The organism is Alteromonas sp. S015 (genome assembly GCF_036864485.1).
Lineage (GTDB): Bacteria > Pseudomonadota > Gammaproteobacteria > Enterobacterales > Alteromonadaceae > Alteromonas.
The window spans coordinates 116,260-135,182 of record NZ_JAZETO010000012.1; the positions used below are offsets into that span (position 1 = coordinate 116,260).

At 42.2% G+C, this 18,923-nt stretch carries 13 protein-coding genes; 5 read left to right on the top strand and 8 right to left on the bottom strand.

Annotated features, from left to right (window positions below; genetic code table 11):
- Positions 1–8 precede the first annotated feature (8 nt).
- The 5 genes from V7R42_RS19255 to V7R42_RS19275 form a co-directional block, all read right to left on the bottom strand.
- Positions 9–455 (bottom strand): DUF3010 family protein, encoded by a 447-nt coding sequence (locus tag V7R42_RS19255; RefSeq protein WP_334022288.1) that lies wholly within the window; start codon positions 453–455, stop codon positions 9–11.
- Between the two features lie 103 nt (positions 456–558).
- Entirely contained in the window at positions 559–3,213 is a 2,655-nt protein-coding gene (locus tag V7R42_RS19260) for an ATP-binding protein (RefSeq protein ID WP_334022289.1), read from the bottom strand.
- A 193-nt stretch (positions 3,214–3,406) separates the two neighbouring features.
- The gene (locus V7R42_RS19265) at positions 3,407–4,534 is read right to left on the bottom strand and encodes a PQQ-dependent sugar dehydrogenase (RefSeq protein WP_334022302.1); all 1,128 of its coding nucleotides are present in this window, start codon (positions 4,532–4,534) and stop codon (positions 3,407–3,409) included.
- A 746-nt stretch (positions 4,535–5,280) separates the two neighbouring features.
- On the bottom strand, positions 5,281–5,697 hold the full coding sequence (locus tag V7R42_RS19270) for a hypothetical protein (protein WP_334022290.1): 417 nt from the start codon (positions 5,695–5,697) through the stop codon (positions 5,281–5,283).
- Positions 5,698–5,767: 70 nt separating this feature from the next.
- A complete protein-coding gene (locus tag V7R42_RS19275) occupies positions 5,768–8,584 on the bottom strand; it encodes a TonB-dependent receptor domain-containing protein (protein WP_334022291.1) in 2,817 nt (938 codons plus the stop codon).
- A 302-nt stretch (positions 8,585–8,886) separates the two neighbouring features.
- Between V7R42_RS19275 and V7R42_RS19280 the strand changes: the two genes are divergently transcribed.
- Positions 8,887–9,075, top strand: a complete 189-nt coding sequence (locus tag V7R42_RS19280; protein WP_334022292.1) for a hypothetical protein — start codon at positions 8,887–8,889, stop codon at positions 9,073–9,075.
- 92 nt (positions 9,076–9,167) lie between these two features.
- The gene (locus tag V7R42_RS19285; protein WP_334022293.1) at positions 9,168–10,685 is read left to right on the top strand and encodes a serine hydrolase domain-containing protein; all 1,518 of its coding nucleotides are present in this window, start codon (positions 9,168–9,170) and stop codon (positions 10,683–10,685) included.
- 232 nt (positions 10,686–10,917) lie between these two features.
- Here V7R42_RS19285 and V7R42_RS19290 read toward each other — a convergent pair whose 3' ends face one another.
- The 3 genes from V7R42_RS19290 to V7R42_RS19300 form a co-directional block, all read right to left on the bottom strand.
- A complete protein-coding gene (locus V7R42_RS19290; protein ID WP_334022294.1) occupies positions 10,918–12,369 on the bottom strand; it encodes a glutathione synthase in 1,452 nt (483 codons plus the stop codon).
- A gap of 105 nt (positions 12,370–12,474) precedes the next feature.
- Positions 12,475–13,734, bottom strand: coding sequence for an NAD(P)-binding domain-containing protein (locus V7R42_RS19295; protein ID WP_334022295.1), 1,260 nt, complete (start codon positions 13,732–13,734; stop codon positions 12,475–12,477).
- A 20-nt stretch (positions 13,735–13,754) separates the two neighbouring features.
- Positions 13,755–14,690: a permease gene (locus tag V7R42_RS19300; protein ID WP_334022296.1), complete on the bottom strand. Its 936-nt coding sequence runs from the start codon at positions 14,688–14,690 to the stop codon at positions 13,755–13,757.
- A 157-nt stretch (positions 14,691–14,847) separates the two neighbouring features.
- Between V7R42_RS19300 and V7R42_RS19305 the strand changes: the two genes are divergently transcribed.
- From V7R42_RS19305 to V7R42_RS19315, 3 genes are all read left to right on the top strand, one after another.
- Positions 14,848–15,150, top strand: coding sequence for an ArsR/SmtB family transcription factor (locus V7R42_RS19305; protein WP_334022297.1), 303 nt, complete (start codon positions 14,848–14,850; stop codon positions 15,148–15,150).
- Between the two features lie 974 nt (positions 15,151–16,124).
- The gene (locus V7R42_RS19310) at positions 16,125–17,495 is read left to right on the top strand and encodes a PepSY-associated TM helix domain-containing protein (protein ID WP_334022298.1); all 1,371 of its coding nucleotides are present in this window, start codon (positions 16,125–16,127) and stop codon (positions 17,493–17,495) included.
- Positions 17,496–17,945: 450 nt separating this feature from the next.
- Entirely contained in the window at positions 17,946–18,842 is an 897-nt protein-coding gene (locus V7R42_RS19315) for a hypothetical protein (protein WP_334022299.1), read from the top strand.
- The last annotated feature ends 81 nt before the right edge of the window (positions 18,843–18,923 follow it).

The following is an 18,923-nucleotide window of genomic DNA, read 5'->3' on the forward strand; positions in this document are numbered from 1 at the left end:
CCCTCAACCTAACTTGACTCTTGCGTTGCATACTCATTTTTCATAAGCCACGCGTACGCCGTTGTAAATGCCGTTTCTTGAAACTGTTTTAAACCGGTGTCAGAAAAAGGTACAGAAAGTGGGTTTCTGCGCAGCGACTCTTTAATGTCGGTAGGGCTAAATACAATAACCTCCAAACCATCAATTAATTCGATGGCTGCCTCCAGCTTGAAGCCAATCGCACTCCCTGCAAATTTACCTTTGCTTTGACGCTGACGAATTATTACCGCATCAACCTTGTAATCTTCCACTAGCTTAGCAAAGGTGCTTTGGAAGCTCTTTAACCCTTTGGCACTGGTATCGGCAAGGGTTAAACGGCGTGTACGGCAGTCGGGCAAATGAAACAAACCATCAGCAAGGGACACCAAACTGATAATTGCTTCATTACCTTTTAAATCTATACCACAGACTTTCATATTTATTCCTAATTACGTTTGCCTGTAATTATAACCCGTTTAACGGCTAATATTCACTTGCGAACATTTTTCTTTATTGACCAGATTGCTGCGCGCAGCACCACTAACTTAGCACTGACTTGATGGTCTCTTTTGACAAAGGCTTCACAAAATGTTCGTCAAACCCAGCAGATTTAGAATCCTCTACGTATTTTTCTGACCCCCACCCGCTTTGAGAATAAAATTTGACGTTATTAGCTTCAGGTAAAACTTTAAGCATTTTAACAAGTTCATAGCCGTCTATATCAGGCATGCCGATATCAAGAAAAACACAGTTAGGCTTAAACGCTTTAAATGCATCCACGGCCTCTGTGGGAGATGTAATTCCCAAAGCTGCCACTCCCATTGACTCAGCTAACAGACAATAAGCATCAATAAGATCAGCATTGTCATCGACAAACATAACTTTACTTTTACTTTGTACAACTGGTTCAGTTTTTGTATTTACCGACTGTTCATACGCTTTTTTGGAAATTGGAAGCCTAACTTCAAACGTACTGCCTTGGTCGACGCCATCACTCATCACAGACACTTCACCATGATGTAAAGCCACAAGCTTACTGACTAGAGTTAGGCCGATCCCAAGGCCACCTTTAGTATGTGTAGAGTGCGCCTCAATTTGGGTAAACATGTTAAACACATCTTTTAGCCTGTCTTCAGGTATGCCCATTCCGTTATCCTTAACAGAAACAACAATCATGACATCATCTTTTCGGATATCTACCACTATCTGCCCTGAATCTTTCGTGTACTTAGTGGCGTTGTGAATAATGTTGGAGAAAATCTGGCTTAACCGCGCTTTGTCGCCGTAAACAGTCACATCCTCTTCCAGGCAATTTACCGTTATATCGTGCTTCTTCGCTTTTACTTGCTGCTCAACAATTTCAAGAGAATCTGAAAGCACGTCTTGAATGCTCAATCTCTCAAATTCAAGTTTGACCTTACCACGAGTGATCCGCGAAACATCCATTAAATCGTTGATGAGTTTAGACATGTACTCCGCTTGACGGTTAATGATAGCTGTCACTCTTTTGCGCGTTGCATCATCATTGACCGATTCTAAAATGCTCGCCCCTGACATGATCGGGCCCAAAGGGTTTCGCAATTCATGCGCCAGTGTAGCAAGAAATTCATTTCTGTAATTATCCTGCTTTTCTAGCTCTTGGATACTGATATGCATACGTTCTTGCACATCGAGTGCATATACAAGAAACATCCTATTCAATCGGTTCGCAGTATCAACATCCGCTTTATCAAACGTCGTTGAGCGCCCTTTAATTGTTCGGGTATGGATAGTAAACGCAGAACGGGGTTTAAGTCGTTCTGCCTTTGGAGCATCTTCTGACTTTTCGTCTTCAGCGCCTATCCATTTTTGTATCCGGCATGTCTCTTTTCTGAACCACGCGGTAAAATACTGTTTTTTCTCGAACAGCGGTATGATCATAATACCTGCAATACCATGCTCGCGCGCTTCAGGGTAATCTTCATAGAGAGAATCGTTCGTGTAAGGAAAACCGCCTTCGCTACTCGCTTTAGAAAAGATTTCTTTGATAAGCTCTATGGGTAAAGTAGACCCAAGGGTGATGGTCTCGTACTGCGAGTAATAAACAAACCCTGAACTATTAAGCGCATCTAAAAAAGCCCGTTCGCCACTTTTCACTACGCGACTGATAGGGTTAGCAGGGCCTATTTTATCTAGCATGGCATCCACGGCTTGGTCGGTTACATACTTTTTGTGTTTGGCAATTTCCTCTTCTTTTGCCAACAAATGCCAGCTAAAAAGTTGGCTCAAATTCTCGCACTGCAGCCTAACATTTTGGGGTATATAGCAAGCTTTGCGATGATGGCAAGATATGAGCCCGTACAGCTCTCCATCTGTAACTAAGGAGATAGAAAACGAAGCTCGTAACCCTTGGTTCCTAATGTATTGAAGGTGAATAGGCGAGAACGTACGCAACAGCGAACGGGTGAGATCTAACCGCTCCCTCCCTGTCTCCTCGGCAGTAGGAATTAACCTAGCGTTGGGCAACTCTGTATCTGGAACGAGCCTAACCCAATTTGTTTTGTAAAGTTCTCTCGCTTGCTTAGGAATATCTGATGCAGGAAAATATAAATCTTGATATGACTCCATATCTTCAGCTTTGGCTTCCGCAATAACCTTACCTGAGTAATCATTATTAAACTTGTAAAGCACCACCCTATCCATATTGGTGAGGTATTTAATGGTGGATACCATCTCTTGAGCCATCTCTCTTAGCGAGGTCATTTCTTTAAAGCGCGGCGCGATAGACATTGAATAGAGTTTAATAAATTGCTCTGCACTATAGGTATCTCTGAACTCTGTAGCAGGCTCTAGCTCGACCACATAGTGATGACCAGAGTCGTAGACAACCGCTAAATAGTCTCCTGCTTCCCCTTCGTTTAAGAGCGCGGTATTTAAAAGCAGCTTGATAGGCAGTCGTATCTTGGTCTTCGACACTCTATCGAACGTCTCTTCAAGAAACGCTCGCTCGTTAGTATCGGAAGAAAGAATATCTAAAAAGTTTTTGCCAACAATCCCCTCAGCAAATATCGTTTCGCAGTTTTCGCTAACAATTGAAATATTTAAATCGTTGTAGCTGAACGCAATAAGAAAACCATAACTTTGTATACTTTCGGGAATATGTATAGGCTCGTCTTCACAACGTTCAAAGTTAAAGTTTTGAGGGAATTGACTCATAGGGTTCCTAAAATTTGTATCCGTTTAGCAATGTGTGGCTATAATTTGCAACGTATCATATCGATATATCGATTCATAATGCTCTCTATGCTATTTGGTTTAATTTAATGTTTGCTTGCAAACATCCTAAGAACACAATAAAAAAGCTTGTGTTCAAATAGCCATTATTCCTTTTAAACCGATTTTTATTACTTTAATCACCGTTTAGCGAATTGAGCTTTATCAGTCTTCCGCCTTCATTATCTTCAAGCACATAAATATTGCCCATACTATCCTGTTCGACTTCGCGCACTCGCTTGTCCCATTCGTACCGCTCAGCTTCTTCAATTTTCCATTTACCTTCATCGTCTTTATTAAAGGCAACGCGAACGAGTGCCTTTGATGACAAACCACCAATAAAGCCGTTACCTTTCCAATCGCTGAACTTATCGCCTTTATAAATTATAAAGCCGGCGGGGCTAATGGCAGGCACCCAGGCTAATTCAGGTGATTTAAAAATAGGAATATCTTCGTGATTTGGGATTTTTACGCCCGAATAATGGTCGCCCTGCGACACAGTGGGGTAACCGTAGTTGCGACCTTTTTCGATAAGGTTAAGTTCGTCGCCATGGCGCGGTCCCATTTCGTGAGCCCATAGATTACCTTGCTCGTCGAAATCGATGCCAAGCGGATTGCGGTGACCTAATGTCCAAATTTGTTCCGTGACGCTACCTTGACCATAAAACGGATTGTCTTTTGGCGCGCTTCCGTCGTCGTTCAAGCGCAGCACCTTACCTAAATTCATTGCCATGTTTTGGGCTGGCGTGAATTTTTGACGCTCCCCCGAGGTAATAAACAAGTACCCTTCCGGTGAAAACACCATACGGTGCGAATAATGCCCGTTTCCCGTCACCTTTGGCGACTGTCGCCAAATCAGCTTTCTCTCAGATAACGTCGCCCCCGTGTCAGAAATACTAAGCGTAGCGCGCTCAATTACCGCGCCACTGAATGCATCGTCTTTTTCATCACGTTCAATGTAGGAAATATAAATGGTGTTATTCGACTCAAAGTCAGGATGAATAATGACATCACCTAAACCGCCCTGCCCGCGCGCAGTAACACTTGGTACGTTGCTTACCGCAAAACGCTTCTGCTGGTTTTCATCAAGCAACCACAGCGAACCAGCCTTTTCCGTTACTAAGCTGCGCCCGTCTGGCAAAAAAGTCATCGCCCATGGGCTATCGAAGGTTGAAAGCAAACTTCCCGTTATAGTTGTGCCTTTGCTGCCTTTCATTTCAATTTGCATTGCTGAGCCAGATTGCGCCCAAGCAGTAAGCGACATCACGAATACCGCTGCAGCAACAGCCAGTTTTTTACGCGTTACGGTTTTACATACTGTAAAAATTGTTGTTTTATTAGTTCGCATAATGGTGATTCACCTTATTCAAGGTTCGCGCACAGCTAAGCACAAAAGTGTGCCACGCAAATGGTTATAGTTAAGGGTGTTACGTCTATCGGGTTGCTTGGGTTTAACTTTTGTCTTTTACCGCTTTTTCTTGTTTCCTTATCGTGTTGATATGCTGGCTAGAAAACCTAGTCCACCCTATAGCAATATGTAACTGATTTTGAAATACATCGTGATTATCTTCATAGGCCTCATCAAGGCGGTGTAAAAACTGAAATTAAAGTTAAATGTAATAGTGGTAACGACGCCATTGTGGTCGGCAACGCCGCGTATTAGCATGCGGTATATGGTGATGAAACGTGGATATTTTTAGGCAGCGACTCTGGCTATGAAGGACTATCGAAACTCTACTACGCAGAAATTAACATAACACTTGAACGCCAACCCGACTAGTGCTCAGTCGGCTTCATAGGTGGCTAGCGGAATTGACGTAACACGTCGAATTCAAACCAAATGGGGTGTAACTTTGCCTCTTAAAGTATTGTGAAAACTAGCCCTTTAGGCATTCGATAAATAATGACAACTCATTATTTCCACTGGGCACGCGCGCCAGTTGTGCCTATGCATGTTATAAAGGTCTGTTGTTAAAAAACAAAGCGGTTTCGCTTATTAGCTGAACTTTTTTATTCTATACGCTTGAATTTCACTGACATTCTAGAGCCCTGTTTCTTCAAAAAGTAAGAAGTTAAAGCACCAGATGATATTTCAACGACGTCGTTTTGTTGTAGCGATAATGTCCTTGATACTTCCATCTGTTTCCAACGTTGATTGTTATCCAAAGTAATTATATACATGCCATTTATCTTTTTAGCATCGGATATTACAAAGGTTTTCTGTGTTTCAACGTCTTTATATTTAGTTGCTCCAAATTTATCTTCTTGCGCGGCAAGGTGCTGCTTAGCATATCGGTCAAAACATGAAAGTCGCTTATTATCATTTTGAATAGATATACACGTTTCTAGCTCATCTGTGCTAATACTTGCACTAACGGTAGTGCTAATAAAAACGCCGAATAGAAATATCGAGTGCCTCAACCCCATAATATTCCCTAAAAAAAGAGAGAGCGCTAAGAGCGCTCTCTTTACATGGTTAAACTAAACGAATCTGCTATTAGAATGACACAGAAACGCTTGAGAAAAATCTCCGACCAATAACGTCGTAAGTACCAGGCTCTGTGTTGGCATTAAACGCACTGTGGAAATACGGTGGAGCTTCGTCAGCTATGTTGTTGATACCTGCCGAAAAGGTAACATTTTCCCATTGATAAGTTGCTGCAATATCGTGGTAAATTGTCTGTTCAGCAGTTACATCAGCCGCCGAACTCGCAGACGCAAGACGGTCTGAAGCTTCACCAATAAAGCGTACTTTATAATCTAAGGTCCAGCCGTCACCGTAAATACCGATGTTAGACTGCCAGCGCCACTCAGGGAAAACTTCAAAACCGTTTGCAGTACCTGCAAGTTCAATGGTTCCAGTTAAAGGATAATCACGCTCGTAACTGTCTAAGTAAGTTGCGCTCCAACTTACGCTAATGCCTTGAACTGCGCCTAATTCTAAAGGAGAGTCATACGCTACGTCAAAATCCCAACCTGAGGTTGTTAGCGTACCTTGGTTTGCTAGCGTTGTTTTGGCATCGGTTGGGAATATACCAAATTCAGCTGTATTGTGAGGGCCGCCCGAAATATCAAATGGATCACATGCGACTGAGTCGAAATTCACAGAGTTCATACACTGTCTGTAAAGATCATTCATGTCTGGGCTACCAATAACTTTGTCTATTTCGATTTTCCAATAGTCAATGTTAAATGCTAAGCCCTCAAGCCATTGCGGCTGGTAAACCAAACCAATGTTTTGCGATTTAGATTCTTCAGGTTCTAAAGGCTCGCTTGGTGCTGCAACTGTGTAAGTAGATTGCCAAGCAAAGCCATATTCACCCGCATCTGTTGTGTCTACACCAGATTGAACACAGTTATCGTACATGGTTTGTGTGATATCGCCTGCCGCCAGCTTTCTATCGCCAAACTCACACACAGACAATACTATTGGGAAGTCTGTTTGATCGCCTTGATTCAACTCAGCGATATTTGGCGCGCGGAAACCAGTTGCATAAGAAGCTCTAAAACGCAGTTCTTCTGTGGCAGCATAATCGGCACCAATTTTATACGTTGTGCTATCACCTGCGGAAGTATTGTAATCAGAATAACGTGCTGAAGCATTTACCGTTAAATTTTCAAGTACAGGAAGATAAAGCTCACCATACACTTCGTCTACCGAAAAAGAACCAGAAAGCGGATCGCTCGCGCCACCCGTTGTTAAACCATTGGCAATAAATTCATCAGGTGAAAAGCTACCTTCCTCGTTTCGGTGCTCGTAGCCAACCGCCCAGCCTGTATAACCACCGGGAAGTTCGAACATCTCGCCAGAAAGGTTAAACGTGAATAGCTCCATCTGACCACGGTAAATATCTTTCAAAGAGCCAGTAGTGAGATAGTCCATTTGTTCTTGCGAGATATTGCCATAGTCAGAGAACGGGTCAAGAACCCCCGGACACGCTGAATCTGCGGCACAGGCGTCAGGATCGACAGCAATTGCCCAACGATCGAAGCGACCATAGTTAAGGGTTTCGTCACTGGTCTCTGTTTCTGAATGACTATACGAAGCGTCCCAGAAAAGGGTGTCATTTAACAACGAACCGTTTAGCCCAGCAACCATACGATAGGTATCGGTAGTCTGTCTAAATAGTCGACCACCCGATTCAACAAAGCGTCGATTTATGCGCACAGCGGTTGGACCATCAACACCAATTAAAGACCAGTTATCAGCACCGTTAACACCAAAGGGGTTGAATGGGTTATTTGCGGGCACATAATCGTTCCATTGTACGCCATTATTTGGTGTTTCAATTGATGGCGTTACTGCAAATGATGCATCTGGAGCAAGACGTTGTTGCGAAGTACGTCGTGTGTAAGTTCCTTCAAAGTAACCAGTAACATTACTCGTCAACTCAAGCTTGCCAAGCATCGCCATCTGCCAACGCTCATTGGGTGTAATTAACGCATTCACAGGAGAGTAATCGTAGATGTCACCTGATTCAAATGGGCGAACTTGGCCTGATGATGCATCAACAATGTAATTGCCAGCGCTCGTTCGAATACGGCGACTGTTAGATGAGCCTGAAGGCTCGAGCGCAAATGAACCATCACTTTGAAGAAGAGGGAAAAGAGTTTGGTTAGCAAAATCTTTTTCTTCCTGCTTCATCTCTTCTTGGTTCATGTATGCAAGAGAAAGAACGATATTGCCTTTATCACCAGCAACACCCGCTTTTACGTACATACCGTCATCGCGTGCCTGTCGATCTTCTGTGCCAAAGCCTAAATTAGCACCGAATTCAACACCTTCAAAAGTATCATCCAGCACGAAGTTTACTACACCAGAAAGCGCATCCGATCCATAAATAGTTGAAGCGCCGTCTTTTAGCACATCAACTCTTTTTATTAAGGCTTGCGGTACAACGTTAAGATCTACAGCACCATCTCCTGACGCATCACCAATCATTCGGCGACCATTAATAAGAACTAGTGTTCTATTAAAACCCAAGCCTCGTAAATCGATCTTCTTTTGCCCTTGATCTGAGCCATTATTGGTCGATGTTCCCATTTGATATCCAGTAAATGCTGGGACATCTTTTAAAAACTCATCAATACTAGCAACACCGGCCTGCATAAGGTCACCGCTGTCAAACGATGAAATTGGGCTAGATGAGCTAAATTCGGATCTCGCAATACGGGAACCTGTTACTGAGATTTTTTCAACATTCTCCTCTGACGGAAGATCTTGAGCATGAATTACTGTCGGTGTTAAGGCACTTGCGGTTCCAAAAACTAAAGCAGTCCGTACCGCACTATATATTCTTTTTTTTGTGTGCATTTTGAGTTTCCCATTTGTTAGGTTGATATTTTTCCTTACAACAACTCCGATTTAATAACGTAAGTTAATTAAATCGTTACTTTCTAATGTATCACTCAATAAGTAAAATTGAATACTTTTAACGCAAATAATTTGTTTACACATTGACATCTCGTCCTGTCACAAAACTCTTATTAGGCCAACTATCTGATCAAATTAAACTTTATTGCTCTTAACGCCCACCTACGAATAGCAAACTTTTACAAATATTCACATTTTCATACACTCTTCAGAGTAAGCTTAATTAATATATTGGTAATTTTTTGACAAGTTGTGGCATCTGTGAAAGCTTGGCAGACTACTGTGAAGCTAACGGCGAATTAGCCATGGCGCTTGAAATAAGAAAGAAAGCGCTAGCAGCAATGAGCTATGAAGAAAATGTTGAAAGTGGTGCTTTCAAAACACGGCTGGCAAACTTGCGAAAGAAGATTGCGGAAGGTACAGGCGACTAGCTGATGATTGCCTTAACTAGAAAGTTGTTAGCATTGACCGAATAATAGTAGGAACGTACTCTGGTACGTTCACTCGTAATGGAATACACTTAATGAAAACAAACAAGATCTTCGCCTCTTTAACACTTTCGCTTTGTTTAGCTTCGTTATTGGGCTGTGCTGAGCCTGAAACCCTGCCCGCCTCCCCTTCTGCTGCCGCAGAATCAAAAGAAGCCAACCTTTTAAAAACAGGGCTTACTGAACGCATTCGAATTGAAGGGCAAGAGGTTGATTACCAATCTTTAGAGCAAAGACAAGCGCATTATAATGTGCCCGGTGTGTCTGTCGCGTTTATGAGAAATGGGCAACTAGCGTCGACCATGCAAAGCGGCGTTAAAGATTTAACCACTGAATTGGCTGTTGATGAAAACACGGTATTTCAAGCCGGAAGTATTTCGAAACCCGCTTTTGCAGCAGTATTGATGAAATATCGCGAAAACAACCCGCTAGATTTAGACGCAGATGTTAATACTTTACTCACCAGTTGGCAGTTGCCTGAACATGAATGGACAGGGCAAGACGTTGTTTCATTACGCAGATTGTTAAGCCACACGGCGGGAACCACAGTACATGGTTTTCCTGGTTACGCGGCTAGCGAACCCGTACCTAACTTGCAGCAAGTGCTAGAAGGCGCATTTCCCGCCAATACCGATGCAGTTGTTGTTGATATTAAACCCGGCACGCAAATGCGTTATTCAGGTGGCGGCACTACGCTCGCTCAGCTTACCTTGCAAGACGTAGCTAATGAGCCCTTGCCAACCATGTCACAACGGCTTTTGTTTAAACCTTTAGATATGACGCGCTCGGGCTTCGAACAGCCCATATCGAAAAACCTGTCGAACAATATGGCTATGCCTTATGACGGCGACGGTGTACCAATTAAAGGTGGCGCGCATACCTACGCTACGCTTGCAGCAGCCGGCATGTGGAGCACGCCATCAGACATGTTGAAAATGGCAAGCGGCGTACGCAGTGCGTATTTAGGGCAGAAAACCGACTGGATATCGCAAGCTACCGCACAAGAAATGTTAACCAACAATACGCCAACCATTGAAGCACCTAATGTTGGCATCGGCTTTTTTATCAACATGAGTGACGATGGAGAAATTCTAGGCTTTGGCCATGGTGGCGCAGATGCTGGCTTTATGTCGCAGCTATACATTGAGCTAGATACCGGCAACGGCTACGCCATTATGACAAACGGCAACAACGGTAGGCAGTTAATTAGTGAGCTAGAAATACGGCTAAAAGAAGCGTTAAACGTAGGTTACTCGGAAGCTGAAGTTAGGAAGTTAGTACCCATAAGCCAAAAGGAACTGAGTAGATACATTGGAACCTATGTGGTGACCAAGCCAGTTAACGTTGATGTGGTGCTAGAAAAAACAGCCAATGGCTTTGTGCTTAACGCCTTACCTTACGTTGAAAATGAAGAGTATTTTCATGAGGGTGATGGACTATTTTTTGCCAAGAATGGAAGTAGTGTTCGTTTTGAGCTGGATGATGAAAGCGAAGACGGATCGGTTAAGAGGCTTGTGATGGAAGGTGGTATTCGTGGTGTTAGGAAAGAATAGATTCTAGGGTGTGAACTGATACATGCCCCTAATCCTTTTTGTGCCAGTTACCACCGTTAATATATTCGAAGCCAGACGGCTGCTAGGTACGTAAAGCCGAAGTTAATCAAGCCTCAGTTGTACGAATGCTCCACAGCCAAAGCGGACGTTCGAATCTCAACCACTTATAGACAAAAAAATTTAAGGTGATTTAAACCAATCGCTACAATATTGCTATTACAGCGGTATTGCTTTATTCATCTATTAAAGCCAAAGAATCCAAAATCCCCATCCCACTATGAATGCCACCTTCGTTTTCGCTGGCTGGCTTACTTCGAATTAAATACCCCGCATAACCTTCAAACTCAGTTGCAGGCTGTCCTTTATAGAATACCGAGAATAATCCTATTTCACTAACTAAATCATTAATAGGTGTCTGTTCAGCATTTCTAATAGCTAAGGTTGCATTTTCTCGCTCATGCGGAAATATCCTTTTCATAAATGTCCAAGCATTGTGGTCTTTCGCAGGTATCTCAAGCAATTTTTTGGTGATGTCATCACCAAAAATACAGTGACCTCCACCTTCGCCCTGATTTTTTAACACCCATTCTGATTTTTTCGCATGAGAGTTAAACCATGCAATTGTTGCTCTGTTTAGCGGCTTCATATCAGTTAAGACATTTTTGACCAGCTTTGCCTCTTTTAAATTTAGTCCCCAGCGTTGATATTCAACTTCGGGCATTTGGGTCAGTGATAACTGTATAGATTTACTGGTGGCGAGTTGCTGGCTGATTGTTGCATTAATCGCAACATAATGCTGCTCCATAAATAGCCGTACTTGGCTTAAAGTATGGCAACAGATATCCTCATCTAACTCAGGTGCACAGTAGTCTTCAAATTGATAACCCGCACGAAGATAGACAACATCAACGCCTATTTGCCCTTCTAATACTAGCCGACCATTTTCTCCAGAACTCAATTCACCGTTAAGTTGTTCAAAGGTGCGTCGCAGCGTTTTAACGCCGTATTTATTAAGTTCTAATTCCAGTAAATGCTGGTCATACACATTATCCTCGTTTTCTTGAACCACCATTACAAAAACTGCTTGGCCCACTTCATTAAAATGAGTTTTTATATCCTTCGCGGCACGGCTTATCCCTAGTGCCATTTGCTCCAACCCTATATTGTTAACAGGCTTGCTTCCATTCGCTTCTATAAATTGAGAATAAGTATCGGGCCATTGAGTTTTAACATAAGCATGTAATTCACTAGCACGCTGACCAAACGGTGCCATCCCTGCGGCTATTCCATTAAACTCAATCACTTTGACACCATGAACTCTGTCATGCATAAAGTCAGTGCGCATCAAAAGTAAAGGTTGGCGTTTTGGATATTTTCTTTTTCCATCTATTCCGTGACCTTGTTGATATAAGGAAAGTAATCGGGCAAAAAAAGGCTCCGCTTCGGATAAGTTAATCAAAGATGATTGCAAAAAATCGTGGTCTTCGGAGATGTTATTTATTAACTTACTAACAATCGGAACCACTATCTTTAAATGATTGAAAACACTACTTTCGATTGCAATAGGAGCAATACTGAAGGGGCAATGCCTTGCGGTATTGTCAGCTTGACGAAAAGCTACTCCATGCATAATTGCCCACTCAGCTAAGTCTTGTACTACGTTGCTGGGAATATTTTTTTTCATTTCATTTCTGATTGATTTAATAGCACTAACTGGTTATTGCAGGTTACAAAAGTAAGTTGGTAAAACCAGTTAGTGCATATTGAGATTTCTGGTAGTTAAGTTTCTTTATAAAGAACAGTGTTGCTTTTCATTCGCGAAATCGGGAAATGTTAGCCGCATCTCGTTTGCGGCCTTTTCGTCGCCTACCAGTTTTGCAACAATTGAGCGAATCTGCTCGTATCCATGCAGCATTAAAAATGACGGTGCGCGACCATAAGATTTCATACCAGCAATATAAAAGTTATTATCTACATGAGCTAACTCTTTCGCACCATGACCCGGCACTGACCCGCATTGATGTGCATTTGGATCGACCATACTAGCAATACCGCGTGGTGCCTCCACAACCTCATCTAGGTTTAACCTTATTTCACTGAGCATCTGCGTGTTGGGTCTAAAGCCTGTTGCTACTATTACCTTGTCTACATAAATATGGGAGTTACAGCCATTTGAAGTGATTTCTACTTTTAGACTTTTTTCTACAGCACTAATTCTTTTCACTGTTAATTCTGGCAACAAGGTTAATTTACCACTGTCTATGGCGCTCTGAGCGGCTAAACCAAGTTTACGACGAGCTGGAACCTTATCATTTAAGCCCCCACCCAACAGTTTATCTAAATTTTCACCTCTCAGCCCCCAATATACTTTGGTATCAGGCGAACTATCTTGCAACTCGATGAGGTTTAAACCAACATTCATTGCCGAGTGCCCACCGCCAATTAGCAAAGTTGTCTTACCTTGATAAAGTTCACGATCTTTTTTCAGTACATCAGGAATACCATATTCAATGGAATCACTATTTTTAATTTCCCCCGGTACTGGCAAACCATCTCTGCCTATTGGATTTGGGGACGACCAAGTACCCGAAGCATCAATTACCGCCTTCGTACTAAGGATATGCACATCTTGTTCTGCATCCTTATAGTGGATGACAAAATTCATCTTATCTCGATCATGAGTAGTGTGTTTACTGTGCCCTTCCTTTGCGATAGCGATAACTTCAGCGTTGTAACTAATATGTTGAGATAGATCTTTACTACTGGCCGCAGGTATTAAATATTGATCTAAAAGCTCTCTACCTGTGGGGATCGCATCAAAGCATGGCTTTTCCCAACCGTGTTTGTTCAAGATCTTTTCCACTTCTTTATCAATGACGTATGACCACTTGGTGAATAATCGAACGTGTCCCCACTCATTTATTGCACTGCCAACTGAGCTACCCTTTTCTAGTACCAGAGGTGTCAAACCATTACTCTTAGCATGAGCAGAAGCTGCAATACCTACAGGACCCGCTCCGATAATTACAACATCAAATACTTTGTTCATTTTATGCTCCTCAAAAGCCATTAAAATACTATCGAATATAGGTAACCAGCCGTCATTGCCATACCTAATACCACTGTTAAAAAAGCCACAATCATTTGATTTTTAAAGATCGACCTTAATAAAATAACCTCCGTTAAGCTTGCACCTGCACTACCTATGATTAGTGCCATTACCGAACCCATAGCCATGCCTTTTTTAACCAAGCCTGCACTCAAGGGAATAATCGCCGATGCTCGAATATAGAGAGGAATGCCGATAACTGCTGCGATGGGGATTGCATACCACTTGTTTTCACCCGCATATTTAACAATTAGCTCTGTAGGAACAAAGCCATAGATAATTGCACCCACTAATACACCAACAAGCAAATACGGCAATGTTTTCTTAAAATCACTCCAAGTTGATTGCCAGATTCTTATCCAACGATTTGGTTTTTCCTCAACAACAGGTTGTTGTTCTGTTTTTGTGCTACATGACGAACCACACGTTTTCTTTTCTTCTTCGTAAGCTTCTGGACGGACGTACTTTTCAAAACCAAGCTTTTCTAATAAAACTCCAGCACTAATAGATACCGCCATAGCAATTACAAAGTAGAAAATAGCTAATTGAACACTAAACGTAACAGCAAGAATTCCAATAATAATAGGATTTAAAAGCGGGCTAGAAAGTAAAAAAACAATTGTTGGACCAAACCCGGCTCGCGCCTTAAACAGTCCTTTTAAAAACGGAATTGTTGAACAAGAGCAAAAAGGTGTAATAGCCCCTAACGCAGCAGCAATAAAGTACCCACGACCATTTTTAGAGGTTAAAAGTGCCTGAACTTTATCTTTCGTTATGTACTCTTGTAATACTCCAACTGCATAACTGATAACGATATAAAGCAGGGTTAACTCGACAGCTAAGAACACAAACATGTTTAGTGATTCTTCTACCATATTCAAAAATTCTGTAGACATAATGTTTCCTATATATTTTGATAATACCAGTATATTCGAAATATAATGTAGATCAACTATATTTCGAAAAAACTGGTAATATAGGATTTATTAATGGGATCGGATGAAGAAAAAGGTATACTTTACTTAAGAGTAGACGACTATATCTGGAGTGGTAATGGAACTAGAAACCGTAGCAAAAATACTAAAAGAGCTTGGACATCCAGTTCGCTTGACCGTTTATAAAGAGATCAGCAAGGCTGGCTATACAGGTATCCCTGTCGGTGATATTCAAGCAAGAGTAAACATACCCGCTTCAACACTGACACACCACATTTCCGCTTTAGTTTCAGCTAAGTTAGTTAAACAGCGTCGTGAAGGAAGGGTACTATTTTGTTCTCTTGAATGTGGCGCACTTGAGAGCGTTATTGACTACTTAACATCAGAATGCTGTATAGATGAGCTATCTACAAAGCAATAAGCATCAATTATGTGGCAATGGTTGCAAAAGAATTTAACTTATAAACCATTTCCTTTTGTAAGTATGAAGTAAGTTCAATCCAATATTGTCCCCTCTCAATTATTAGACTTCTTGTTCGTTTTGAACATTTTAATGATATGCGATGTAGGCAACTACCATATTACTTCTTGCTGAAAGCGAGCTTTCATAGCCTCATTGGACAGAAATTATTTGGTCCGAATAGACCCTGCTAGGGACTTCGGTTTATTAATAATAAAATGTCAAAGGAATGTGGTGTTTTAATCGACATCTATACGCACAAGGCAGGTTGTTATTTACCAAATTCTGACTGACCGCTATCTGCCCATTTGAGCAGTACAAATCTGAGTGTGTGACAGTCCGCAGTTTGTCTCAAGGTGACTTTAATACCATGGGACCGAAATGTACGTGAAGCGGTCCGTGGATATTTAAGCATTCTAGGTCAGGAATGAGCGAATAGCTGACATTGATCCTAACTCACATTTGGACACAAGTGAGTTTTACATCGTCAAATATTAGCAATTAATGAATTGGCTGGGGTATGGAAAAGTTGCTTATGAAGATGCCCCGTTTTGCTGGCGCAGAGAAAAATCCTGCCTCATTGCTTTTGGAATTCTGCTCCTAAAACTTTCCTGTATATCTTGATTCATAGTAATCAATGAATTATCACATTGTGAAAACCTTTGTGTTACATTTGGCACTCATTTTATTTTAACTTTTCATTGTGCCAAGTCTTTTATCAATTAAAGCATCGGTTAAAGGTAAATATCAGTATTTACCTGCGGTGTTGATGTTACTGATTTATGTTGCACCGCTGGTTTCCCTATCAGTGGCGTTTTTTAACACCTATCAGATAGCACATCACTCGCCCAATATGCAGGGCAAGATCCTAGAGCCCCGCCAAATTTTCAATAATTACCGTACATATTATGAATTTTTATTGAAAGAGAGAAAGAATGAATACAGTACAAACCGGAAGTGCTGGAAGTTTAGTGGCTTTTATTAAACAACTTCACTTCTATATTGGGTTATTTGTTGGCCCATTTATTTTTATGGCGGCGTTAACGGGTACAATATATGTCATAACGCCTCAATTAGAGCAGAGTGTTTATCAACAAGAGTTAACGGCAACCACACAAGGTGACGTTAAGCCCTTGAGTGCACAAATTGCGGCTGCGCAAAAAAGTTTGCCTCATCCACTCGATATTAAATCGGTTCGCCCCGCGCCTTCACTAGGCCAGACGACTCGAGTGTTATTTAATGATCCTGAACTGCATCGATACCGAGCACGAACGGTGTTTGTTGATCCTATTACTTTAGAGATCAAAGGCGAGTTAGCCAGTTATGGTACCAGTGGCGTTTTACCCCTTCGGATTGCACTTGATTTTATGCATACCGATTTACTTCTTGGGCCTGTGGGACGATATTACAGTGAATTGGCGGCATCTTGGGTGTGGATCGCGGCCTTAGGTGGAGTGTTGTTGTGGTGGCAGCAGCGCCGTAGCTTTGCCCGTCAAACCAAAGCTGGCAGCTTTGCACAAGCTCGTTCGCGTCATGCCAAAGTGGCTATTTGGATCAGTTTAGGGCTACTGTTTTTTTCCGCAACAGGGTTGACTTGGTCTAAATGGGCGGGGGGCAATATTGCTGAGTGGCGACAAGCGATTGGCTGGGTTACCCCCTCTGTTTCCCGCGATCTCACTCCTCATCATGATAAGGCGAATTCCAATTCTGATTTGCATGCTAATCACCATAACATGTCAGGCATGGGTGGCGGCATTAAGCTCGATGTCTTTGATCAGGTTGAACAAAGTGCCCGTGAGTTTGGTATTGATGCAAGAAAGATTGAAATCGTACCCGCACCAGATAATAAAACCGCTTGGGTCGTGAAAGAAATCGATCGCTCTTGGCCTACACAAGTGGACTCTGTTTCTATCGACCCTATGTCAATGTCGGTCGTCGATTTTGCCAACTTCAAGGACTTCCCTCTTGTTGCCAAGTTAATTCGCTGGGGAATTGATGCTCACATGGGGATCTTGTTTGGTTTGCCAAATCAATTATTACTGGCCGCTTTTGGCTTAGCCTTATGCGCAGTCATTGTATGGGGATATACCATGTGGTGGAAACGTCGGCCGATGATGAGCAATACACCACAAACCTTGATGGATAGTTGGATGAAACTTTCAGGAACATTGAAAGTTATATCTATTTTTGTGGCTGTTGCATTAGGTTTAGCGTTACCCATTATGGGATGTAGCTTGATCGTATTCTGCTTGATTGATGTGATTCGTTGGCGCAGAGAGTGGTATCAATTGCGCTCGGTTTCTTAAGGTATCGATAGTAAAAGTTGAAAGTGGGCAACGTATCATGTGTTGCCAAATTTATTTTTTGATACCCAATAAGGGGATTCTTTGGTTTATTAAATCTTTGTTGGACAGAAATGTGTTGGAACTCATGGACCGTTTTGTACGTGAAGCGGATCTTGGGGTAACGGGTTTTTCACCCTACTGAATCGCACATATATATGATTTGACTATAACTACAGCCGTCACTGTGACCTAGTCTATAGTTTTAATTTTTCTGATACCCTATTCAATACGTAGACCCAGCCTGCCATTTCACGGGTTGCTATTCAACGTGAAACTCGACTCAAATTCAGACCTTTCCGTCCGAAACTGGCGTCACTTCTATGGACATTCAACACCTCCTCGTTAACTTGATAGTCAACCGCTTTGGTATGGACATAAATAATTTCGTTGAAAATACAATAAGGACAAACTATGAAGCATATTGGCTACCTTAATGTTTTACTGCTTTTTATTCTGACAATGAGCAGTAATAGTTATGGTAAAGAAAAATCGCAGTTCTCAAAAAACCACTACTTTGGCGAAACGCCACCAGGGTTAACACCGCAACCTTTTGCGCCCGGCATCGTAAATACAAAAAAATGGGGAGATTCCGTTGGTTTTTCGCCTGATGTGAACACAATTTACGTTAAACGGTGGCGGCATTCTCGCGAGGTAGAGCAACCTGAAAGTCACATTTTCAAAAATGTCGCCAACCAATGGCATAAAACTCTGATGCCAGACGACATGCTAAAACCCTTTTATTCGCCAGATGGTCAGACCCAATATCATAAGTCGAAATATAGAGAGCGCACCGCGGATGGTTGGTCTGAATGGAAAAGCCTTGGCCAAAAGTTTGAAGAGGTTCGCATCATGGGTCTCACAACTTCGGCCGAGGGAACCTTGGTATTTGATGAAAATGCTAGACACAAGGATGGTTATGGCACGCTCTTCTATTCCCGGCTGATTGATGGCAAACGCGAAGACCCGAAGCCGCTGCCAAAAGAGATTAATACTGGCAGGTGGAATGCCCATCCCTTTATTGCCCCCGATGAGAGTTACATACTTTGGGACGGTGAAAGAGAAGATGGTTACGGGGAAGCCGACCTCTTTATAAGTTTCCGGCAGAAAGATGGTTCCTGGGGTGACGCGATCAACTTGGGGAGTGCCATCAATACTGAAGTTCGTGAAGGCGGACCAACGGTATCGCCAGATGGAAAATATCTTTTCTTTAATAGAATGGTGCCGCGCACTGATGACAGTGGGAAACAACAGTCAGATGTATTCTGGGTCTCTGCACAAATCATTGAAGACCTTAAAAATATCCAGTAAATACATCGCAAGGTGAAATTCTATACTTCACGACGGTTCGCTATTTGAGCAAAAAATCGTTCTCGCGGCCGTCTCCAAATA